This is a genomic window from Thermodesulfovibrionales bacterium (genome assembly GCA_035622735.1).
Lineage (GTDB): Bacteria > Nitrospirota > Thermodesulfovibrionia > Thermodesulfovibrionales > UBA9159 > DASPUT01.
Window position 1 is genome coordinate 1 of record DASPUT010000079.1, and the last position, 8,814, is coordinate 8,814.

Sequence of the window (8,814 nt, forward strand, 5' to 3'; positions counted from 1 at the left end):
TCCATGCTCATGATGAACACTATCTTCGAGCGTACCTGGGGAAGTCGTGCAGGTCAAAGGCCTGACAATGACTATTGGACTACGGTTATTCCCGCGATTAAAGCCAACTATTCCGAATTCAGATTCATCGCCGAGGCTTACTGGGACCTCGAGTGGGAGCTCCAGCAGCAGGGATTCGACTTTTGCTACGACAAGAAGCTCTATGACCGGCTCGAACATGACCCCGCCGAGAGCATCCGCCTTCACCTCTGCGCCGATATGAACTACCAGGAAAGACTCGTCCGGTTCATAGAGAACCACGACGAGCCGAGGGCAGCAGCATCGTTTCCGGACGGCAAAGCACGGGCCGCTGCGGTCGTAACCCTGACGCTCACGGGCGCGAAGCTCCTCCATGAGGGGCAATTCGAGGGAATGAAGGTGAGGCTGCCTGTTTTTCTCAGTCGGCGCCCGTTTGAGCAGATTAACCAAGACCTTGTCGCCTTCTACCGAAAATTGCTCATGGCGGTTGATCATGAGATCTTCCGGAACGGTCAGTGGTCCCTCTGTGAGAGATCCGGGTGGCCGGACAACAGAAGCTATTTGAATATTCTCAGTTGGGGCTGGGTGAGGGACGGGGAGCGTTACCTTATCGTCGTGAATTTCTCGGAGGCGGCCGCTCAGGCGCTTGTTCACATTCCGTGGGATGCATTAAGAGGAAAGACTTGGCGCCTCATCGACAGCCTGTCGGGCGAAACCTTCGAGAGGTCCGGAAACGACATGATGGATTCAGGTCTTTACGTTGATCTCGGACCATGGAATTGCCATTTCTTCCTTTTACAGCCTTCTTCCGCGTGAAGAGCTCTTGCCGGATCGGGTAACGTTTATTATCATAATCTTCATTGACGCACCTCAGGTCGCGTGATAGAATTTTGTTATCTTGAAAAGGTCATCTCTCATTCATCTCCGTAATGTTGATCAGGAAGCAGGCCGATTTCCCAGCCGCCCATAGACTGAGAAGGAGGGGACCATGAGCGGGCATCGTTGTCGCGGCGCAGTTCGAATGGCTTCTCTGCTCGTTTGTGTCATGCCGCTCAGCGTCGCCGGCGGCCTTCTCGCCCAGCCAGAAGACGAGACTGCCGAGATAATCGGAAAGATGAGGGCCGTCTATGCGAATATGGAGGCATATCAGATGGATACGGAAGTCAGGGTGTACCGAGAGGGCCGGCTCAAGGAAGTTGAAAGATTTCGGTACACCTTCAAGAAGCCCGATCATATCCGCATCGACATGGAGGCTCCCCATTCCGGGCTAGTTCTTATCTATCCCGACAATAGCGGTAAGGTCTTCATGAAGCCGGGTGGATTGGTCGGATTCCTGAAGCTCCATCTCTCTCCCGACAACGCTCTCCTCATGAGCCCAGCGGGACAGCGGATCGACCAGACAGACGTCGGTTCCCTTATCAATAATATGGCACGAAGTCTCACGGTGGGGCGTCGCGGTGAGATCAAGGTTTCCGAGCATGGCGAAGAGGTTCTCATTGAGGTAACATCGGAAGATCATTTTCTGGCCGGGGTCACCACGCTTTACCGTTTTCTTATCGATAAGAGACTCTGGATACCGGTGGGGGTGAGCGAGTTCACTCCGGACGGAATCCCGAAAAGGGAGATACTGTTCCGAAATCTGAGGACCCCGGCCGACACCTCGGATAGATTTTTCGGAACAGACTGAGGAGATGGAGAACATGGTCAATCCGGAAGATGGCGGTTTGCCCGGCAGGAGGGCCGAATGGTTTGTGCCGGAATTCGGGCCTCTCAGATTCAGAACCTTCGTCGGCCTCCTGTTCCTGCCCTATACCGGTATGGTCCTCTCGTTTTCCGTGATCGGCTCTCTTCTTTCCGAACAGGTCGCCTATGAGAGAGTGGCGGCTATTGTGATCATATACTTCCTCGGACTCGGAATAGCCGCCCATGCTCTCGACGCCCTGGGGAGCAAAGGAACGAAACCATGGGGAACGGTCTTTACGAAAAAGCAACTCTGGCTGCTGGCCTTCTTATCACTCATCGCAGCCTATGGCATCGCCATCTACTATATGATCCGGTATGTTCCCCTCCTCGCGGTTGTGGCAGTTGCTGAGGGGTTCTTCGTTTTCGCCTATAATCTCGAATGGTTTGGAGGCAGGTTCCACACGGATTGGTGGTTTGCCTTTTCCTGGGGCGCGATGCCTGTTTTGGCGGGCTATATCATGCAGACGAACAGCATTTCTGGCCCCGCGATAATCCTTTCTTTCTCGATGGCCCTCTTCAGCGCCGTCGAGATCAAGGCCTCGCGGCCATATAAAGAGCTCAAGCGGCAGGTGCCGAATCTAAGCAACGACGAATTATCGCTTATGCTTCGTTTCGAGACCCTTCTCAAATGCATCAGCCTGGGCGTGATACTTCTCGGAGGAGGCCTGTTGATTTGGCGGCTTATCGGCCAGTGAGCAGGATTGCCGACCGGAAAGGCAAAAAATCGGCAGACCCGGTGCCGACGCGGTTTCAGGAGTTTTCCGAGGTAGTAAGACCTCAGTTGGATGCAGCCTTCAGAGCCCATCTGACCGGCCTGCTGGGGGATGAGGTGCCGATCGGCTCCGGCAGGAAGACAGATATCCTATCCGGCGGAAAGCGGATCAGAGGGTCGCTTCTTTGTCTCGTCGCGTCTGCTCTCGGAGGCGCACTGAAAGATGCCCTTTCCAGGGCTGTCGCGGTAGAGCTTATTCAAACTGCCACGCTCATTCACGACGATGTCGTGGACCAGCATCGGTCTAGGCGAAACTCCCCGGCCCTCTGGACCTTGGAAGGGGCGCGAAAGGCGGTCCTGCTCGGTGACATAATCTTCGCCTCGGCGATCCGGATGATGAGCGAGCTGGGGCGAGAGGATGGACTGATCGCCTCAAGGGCGATAGCCGAGGTCTCCCGCGGGGCCTACCAGGAGCCCTTGAATCCTTCCTCGCTCCTTGAAGATACGGCAGTAGCGGACGCATGGGACACAGCACTCTATGAAAAAATCATCGGCCTCAAGACAGGTGTCCTCTTCGGTTCGGCCTCTCGCCTGGGAGCTGTGTCGGCGAAAGCCAGCGGCAGGAGCCTTCAACGGTGGTATCAATACGGATTGAAGATAGGAGAGGCATATCAAATAGCGGACGACCTCCATGAGATAGAACGATGTCTCATCACTCGCTCCATGACAAGAAGCGAAATCATCGCGCTTGCCCCGGCCCTCCTGTTCTTTGTCAGGGAGAGCAGGCCCGATCTTCTCAAAGTTCTACGACGGCAGTCGATGGTTTTGAGAACGGAGCTTCCGAAGCACTTCGAAACCGCGGCAGGGATTATGAAGGTAGAGATTGCGAGCCGCCTTCAATCAGCGATCTCGGCTATGGAAGACGATTTCCCCGATAACGAATACGGCCGGGTGGCTCGCAGAGCTCCGCGGGATATTATCGCTATGTTCGACGAGGCGAGGACTTCGGTTTCCTCGCCGTAACGATAGCTGCCGTGCCGAAGGTGAGTGATTCGATCGTAATGTCGCTAAAGGCATTCTCTTTCATCGCGGAAAGGGACTCAGAGACCCACCTTGTTTCGCGAAGAAATTCCGGCAGCTCGTTGAAGACGGTTTGCCATTCGGGAAAGATTCTGGAGCCGATCCCTCTCAGTATCCGAAAATATGCCCGCCAGAGAGGCAGGAATACGGGATTCGCAGGATAGATAAAATCGTGCATGATGATGAGACCGCCCGGACGCAGCATCTTTCCGGCATTCGTGATCAGTTTCCCAAGTTCCGCATATTTCGCCAGATAGGACGAAATGATACAGTCGCAACCCCCTTGCACGATTACGTCTTCAGCCCGGCCCAGGATAAAGTCAACGTTCGTCATTCCCCATCTGCGGGCCTTGAGGCGCGCTCTATCGAGATACTCGTCACGAAGTTCGACACCGGTGACGCGACAGTCAGGAAATCTCCGCGCGATCTCAAAGGTGAGAATCCCTGTTCCGCAGGCCTGGTCCATAACGCAAGTCGGTTGAGCCGGAATCTTTTCTATGAGTCTCTTCTTCCAGCATCTGTCGAAGCCGCAGGTGCAGACCGTCACAACCCGATCATAAGAAGATCCGGTTCCGGAGAAGAACCGGTTGACGACCTCCAGTTTTTTCAGATTCGCAGGCACTACCGCATAACCGTCATGCTTCATGTTAGCGCAAATTCTTGAGAAGGGCGATGGCTTCCTTCAGACCCACCTGCATCCCCATCCGCTTTGAATTCTTTCTGAGGACGTTGGCCTCGCGGATCCCCGAGCGCCCCCCCCGTCTCAGGGTATCGATGACTCCGCGCTCATCCTTCATCCAGCGGAATTCATGGAGCACGGATTCCGTATACTTATCCGGGTCGGCCCATGACTGTAACAAAAGCTGCACGCTTCTCATCCCCGGGACTACGCCGTCCCCTGCAAGGGGTGCCACGCAGCCGATCGCCTCACCGATTCCCCAGGTTCCTTCTTCGAACCCACCCGTGATAAAGGGACGGGACTCTGAAGGACCGGTAAGGCGGATATTCCCCGCGCACCCGCAGAGGATTTTCTTTCGATATCGCGATGGGCTTTCAAGCCAGCGAAGGTCATTGAGAATACTCCGCGGATCGCCAAGAAGGCTCCCGCAGCCGATGTGGTATCGGTCATGAGACAGCGGGAAGCACCATGCGTAACCTATGCCGCCGAGCCGGATCCTGTTTTCAAGCGGTTCCTTTGTCTCGACAAGGTACTGCCGGCATCCCATAATTATGTCGTCTTTGATTGATGGCAGGAGGGCACGGGACGCTCCGGTCGCGTCAATCACCCGCTTGTATCCCTCAACTCGGGGAGGGGTGAACCGTATCTCGGCGCCCTTGAGAAGATCCTTAACAAGCCGAGGCTTGTCAAAAACCATGAGATCAGCCTTGATTCTTACGTCATCCATGAGCAGATGATCGATCCGGCGGAGTATATACTTTTCAGCATCGAGTCCGGCCTTACCGACAAGTTCAACAAAGCCCCTCGATGTGCCCCAGGCGCACGGCTTCAGGCCGCACTTCGTTGACCCCTTAAGATCGAAGATATGGGGTCTCTTACCTTCATTGCGCAGGAGACGGAAGAGATAAGCGCCGGTCATCCCGGCGCCAACGATAGCCAGTTCACTCCCCTCATCCTTTGCCCGAGCGCTCTTCATTTTCGCCTGCTCACGTCACCGCTTTCTCACAGAGTATCTCCGCGACCTGCCGGTCAATACGGTCCCTGTTTGTCAGGACCTTTCAAAAACTCACCATGAACGATTCCTGACTTTACGTTTCAAGGTAACATTTTTTTGAATGTAACACAACAGCCTCGAGAGATATAGGGAGAACCAGGTTTCTGTCGTTTTCCGAGCAGAATGGAGGGAGTGCTGCCTGTCTCTTTTGGAGGGGGCGACAGGCAGCACCGAGACAAATTATAACCCTGCGTCCCAATGCTAACAGTTTATTGTGAAAATACGATTAATTCTTGATTAAGAAAGATTCACGATTGCGATTTATTTCCGATGATATAGTAAATCCCATGAAGACCAAGAAACCGAAAACGTATGAAGTAACGAGAGAACGCATGATCGTCATATACCCGGCGCTGGATGAGAACAAAGAAAAGGGTAAACTCAGGCGAATGCTCAGGCGGTTGATTCAGATAAAGAAGGGACACTAGCTTTTCTGTTTTTTGTCTCGCTGCTATCAGTTTTATCGTGAGGCAGTTCCTGGGAACAAAACCTCCATAAATCTAATCTCACTACATTATCGTTTCATGTCTGACAATTATGTCAGTTCCTTGTGAGGCATGCTTTCAGTAACTATCCATTATTTCAACTTATGTGCTCATGGCATATGACTTGCTCTTATACGGATGGTAGATGAAAGGAGGATCTTGAAATGAATACATATGCCTTCGTGATGTCTAGAGGATTTAACCTATTCGTTCATTTTAACAAGATAGCATTATTCGTGAGATTGTCATGTTTGGTTATTTCCTATGCAGGTAATCTCTGCAGTCCTGGAGGACTCTGACATGAAAATTTCACGCTATGTTCATATTCCCGTAACATTGTCTTAGTAAACTGTACGCATTATCTCGATAGAAAGGAGGCAGTGTATGAAATGCATAGCGTGCGGTAGGGAGATGTCGATCAGGGGAACTCGTTATGAGTGCTCTAACATGCTTTGCGATTACGAGGAAGACATCGAGCGGGAGGACGTATGGGTGAGGCTGAACCCAGTTCGGTCAAGCATGTCAGTGAGCAATCCCGCAAAGGGTCATTCATCACATTGCTAAAGAAGGAGGTTCTTGATATGAATACACGAATAACAAGGGAAGCCAGGGAAGAATTGGATACCTGTCCCTACTGTGACGCGAAGGCTGACGTGTGCAAGGCATCCGTGACATCTCTCAAAATAGGGGCACTCGTAAGATTTAAACGCTGCAACAGCGAAAGCTACGATAACTGTGCTCTATTCCTGGCGAAATGTCTAAGGAGCAGATGGCAATTCAGTTACGGAGTTTGAATTGGTTCAGTTGTAAAAATCCTTTCACACTGACGTGACTGTTTAAGAAGAGCGGTGGTGGGTGATCTACGAATCCGAAGTGATGCAGTATTCTTCCAGAACCTCCAGAATTCTTTATCTCCTCGTGATAGCGATCGACATTAATAACAACGGCTCCGGGGTGATCTCCGGGAAGTCGTCAACCGTTCTCGCCAGCTCTCAGAAATTACTTCAGGGCCGCGGCGGAGAATAGCGGCTTTTCGGGAGCTATGCCCTGATAAGTCTACTTCGTGAGCTCATAGAGAATGAACCCGACTATCAGCGTGAGAATCACATAATACACTACTGTTAAAAGAACGATGTGGCTGAGCTTATGCAGACCCTCCTGTTCGTCGTCGGGGATGATTTCCGCGCTCACGGCCGGAAGCATTTTCTTTCTTTTCCAGAGACGCCATTCCATGACTCAATTATACCCCATACGACCCCAGATTGACCCAGGACCTCCGAACACCCATTCGGTATCTAAAAAATCTTTTCCATACTGAGACTGAGACCGCTATCGAAAAAACAATCTACGATCGTAGGCTTGCAAAAGTCGACATGGAGCGTTCCCGTAGTCGGTGAAGTCAGTGTGATCGTGAGTCCGACAGCGAAGCCGCAGAAATCATAATCCACCGAAGGGAGATTGCTTAGGATTATGGAATTGCCAACCTGCGTCCCCTGAAGTACACAATTAGCATAGCCTTCGCTCAACAAGGGAAGGCTCACCTGCAGGGCGATGACTGTACCGCCATTTTCGCGCATCATTACCGCTCCGCCATCAGGAAGTGACCAGATCCCGTCAATGTCTCCGCCCCAGGCAAGACAGGGCAGAGCAAGAAGAAGGATTACTCCTATTAAGCATAATCTCTTCATGTTCTCCTCCTTTAAGAATTTATATCCCACTATAGTAAAGACATAGCTGTTCGTAAAGCAAATGTTTTATGGACAACTGCAAGGCAGCGGCGTAGCTCACTTCATTCTTGCACTTCAGAGCCCTTACCGGGAATGGCGCAGGCCTTGAGTTTATTGGCCTACGTGACAATCAGGGAATAGAAATCAGGGAACTCAGTGAGAGCATCTGAATAAAAAGGTTCCGAGTTTCGGAAGTAAGCGCTACGTAGGTTGTTACGCAAGGTCGTCACCTCTCACATCTCCCCTTAAAAAACAAGAGCGATCGTAGGATTTTCCGTCATCCCGTATGATTTTCGGTCAAAGAGTGGTTATCGCCTTGATTTTATCAATCAATAGTAACATCCTGTTATTTGTGTTCTTTTTTGTATATTCGGAGATAATTAGTTCTGGAATGAATATTGCTTTTAATATCTCAGAGAAGGAGGAACTGTGTTTGAGTCAACTCTGACAAGTGTGCTTTCCTTAGGTGTGGCAGCTGCTTTAATTTGTGCGAGCGTCGTGCTTTTCCTGCTTCGGTCAGAAGAGAAAAGAAAGGACAACAGACTTTATAGAAGGTTTGATGTAAAGTGCAGGGTAGAGTTTACGGCAAACGGTACAGCTAATGAGGGAATAACCCAAGATATCTCGCTGAACGGCTTATCCATAAGAACGGAGCATCAATTTGACCCTGATACGACACTCGATATTGGACTCTGGCTCCCCGGTAATAAGACGTCAAAACTGAAGGGGAAAGTCATCCGCACTATTAAGAATGATCTAATAGGTGTAACAATCATATCAAAAGATTCCGCCTACCTGCAGTACTATAAATATCTTGAGGGGATGGGATCGGAAGTCAATCGATAGAAAAGTGAGTCTGAAGTATCTCTCACGTTTATCGTAGGACCCAGGTGCCACAGAGAGAGGTCGAGGCATACGGTGATGTGCCCCTGATTACTGATTCTACGGACACTCCACGGACGGTATTCTTGACAGGTTTCGTTTATAAAATATGGCGTAACTACCTGATATTACAGGAAAGAAAATGGCGGGGTGGACGGGGCTCGAACACTTAAAATAGCTAGATAACGCACCGGAATTAAATCACTTTTGGACATGCACGACTCCGCTGATGACGGTTTGATGACGGTTTAATGAGAGCTTTTGTATATCGGTCCTCAGATGCTCGACCTCTGAGTGAGCATACTTCTCAGTCATCTTCACAGAACTATGACCCAAGAGTTTTGACACCTTGTAAATTGTTGACCCGGCGTTAACGAGATTGCTTGCAAAGGAATGCCTTGTAGCCTCGTAAAGTCTCAGGCTATCATCAATGC

At 51.0% G+C, this 8,814-nt stretch carries 12 protein-coding genes; 7 read left to right on the plus strand and 5 right to left on the minus strand.

The window, feature by feature from the left end; translation table 11 throughout:
- The 4 genes from VEI96_04570 to VEI96_04585 all read left to right on the plus strand — a co-directional run.
- A partial coding sequence (locus VEI96_04570; protein ID HXX57252.1) for a hypothetical protein occupies positions 1 to 834 on the plus strand: 834 nt, incomplete at its 5' end.
- A 172-nt stretch (positions 835 to 1,006) separates the two neighbouring features.
- Positions 1,007 to 1,705, plus strand: coding sequence for a hypothetical protein (locus VEI96_04575; protein ID HXX57253.1), 699 nt, complete (start codon positions 1,007 to 1,009; stop codon positions 1,703 to 1,705).
- A 13-nt stretch (positions 1,706 to 1,718) separates the two neighbouring features.
- Entirely contained in the window at positions 1,719 to 2,456 is a 738-nt protein-coding gene (locus VEI96_04580; protein ID HXX57254.1) for a UbiA family prenyltransferase, read from the plus strand.
- On the plus strand, positions 2,435 to 3,496 hold the full coding sequence (locus tag VEI96_04585) for a polyprenyl synthetase family protein (GenBank protein HXX57255.1): 1,062 nt from the start codon (positions 2,435 to 2,437) through the stop codon (positions 3,494 to 3,496). Before VEI96_04580 ends, VEI96_04585 begins: the two co-directional genes overlap by 22 nt.
- On the opposite strand, the gene VEI96_04590 is transcribed toward VEI96_04585, so the two are convergent.
- Positions 3,456 to 4,199 carry a class I SAM-dependent methyltransferase gene (locus tag VEI96_04590; GenBank protein HXX57256.1) on the minus strand — a complete coding sequence of 248 codons (744 nt, stop codon included), beginning with the start codon at positions 4,197 to 4,199 and terminating at the stop codon, positions 3,456 to 3,458. The two genes, VEI96_04585 and VEI96_04590, sit on opposite strands and share 41 nt — an antisense overlap.
- 1 nt (position 4,200) lies before the next feature.
- Entirely contained in the window at positions 4,201 to 5,208 is a 1,008-nt protein-coding gene (locus VEI96_04595) for a hypothetical protein (protein ID HXX57257.1), read from the minus strand.
- A gap of 365 nt (positions 5,209 to 5,573) precedes the next feature.
- Here VEI96_04595 and VEI96_04600 point away from each other — a divergent pair, with 365 nt between their 5' ends.
- Together VEI96_04600 and VEI96_04605 are read left to right on the plus strand one after the other, a co-directional pair.
- Entirely contained in the window at positions 5,574 to 5,714 is a 141-nt protein-coding gene (locus tag VEI96_04600; GenBank protein HXX57258.1) for a hypothetical protein, read from the plus strand.
- A gap of 912 nt (positions 5,715 to 6,626) precedes the next feature.
- Entirely contained in the window at positions 6,627 to 6,797 is a 171-nt protein-coding gene (locus VEI96_04605; GenBank protein HXX57259.1) for a hypothetical protein, read from the plus strand.
- A gap of 30 nt (positions 6,798 to 6,827) precedes the next feature.
- Here the strand turns inward: VEI96_04605 and VEI96_04610 are convergent, their stop codons facing one another.
- Complete coding sequence (locus VEI96_04610) at positions 6,828 to 6,974, minus strand: hypothetical protein (protein ID HXX57260.1); 147 nt, start codon at positions 6,972 to 6,974, stop codon at positions 6,828 to 6,830.
- A gap of 92 nt (positions 6,975 to 7,066) precedes the next feature.
- Positions 7,067 to 7,459, minus strand: a complete 393-nt coding sequence (locus tag VEI96_04615; protein HXX57261.1) for a hypothetical protein — start codon at positions 7,457 to 7,459, stop codon at positions 7,067 to 7,069.
- Between the two features lie 468 nt (positions 7,460 to 7,927).
- Here VEI96_04615 and VEI96_04620 point away from each other — a divergent pair, with 468 nt between their 5' ends.
- On the plus strand, positions 7,928 to 8,344 hold the full coding sequence (locus VEI96_04620; GenBank protein HXX57262.1) for a PilZ domain-containing protein: 417 nt from the start codon (positions 7,928 to 7,930) through the stop codon (positions 8,342 to 8,344).
- A 237-nt stretch (positions 8,345 to 8,581) separates the two neighbouring features.
- On the opposite strand, the gene VEI96_04625 is transcribed toward VEI96_04620, so the two are convergent.
- A partial coding sequence (locus VEI96_04625) for a tyrosine-type recombinase/integrase (GenBank protein ID HXX57263.1) occupies positions 8,582 to 8,814 on the minus strand: 233 nt, incomplete at its 5' end.

Bases quoted from the DNA above. Each gene is read 5' to 3' on its own strand.
- VEI96_04575 (HXX57253.1), top strand. From the start codon at position 1,007: ATGAGCGGGCATCGTTGTCGCGGCGCAGTTCGAATGGCTTCTCTGCTC.
- VEI96_04580 (HXX57254.1), top strand. From the start codon at position 1,719: ATGGTCAATCCGGAAGATGGCGGTTTGCCCGGCAGGAGGGCCGAATGG.
- VEI96_04590 (HXX57256.1), bottom strand. From the start codon at position 4,199: ATGAAGCATGACGGTTATGCGGTAGTGCCTGCGAATCTGAAAAAACTG.
- VEI96_04595 (HXX57257.1), bottom strand. From the start codon at position 5,208: ATGAAGAGCGCTCGGGCAAAGGATGAGGGGAGTGAACTGGCTATCGTT.
- VEI96_04600 (HXX57258.1), top strand. From the start codon at position 5,574: ATGAAGACCAAGAAACCGAAAACGTATGAAGTAACGAGAGAACGCATG.
- VEI96_04610 (HXX57260.1), bottom strand. From the start codon at position 6,974: ATGCTTCCGGCCGTGAGCGCGGAAATCATCCCCGACGACGAACAGGAG.
- VEI96_04615 (HXX57261.1), bottom strand. From the start codon at position 7,459: ATGAAGAGATTATGCTTAATAGGAGTAATCCTTCTTCTTGCTCTGCCC.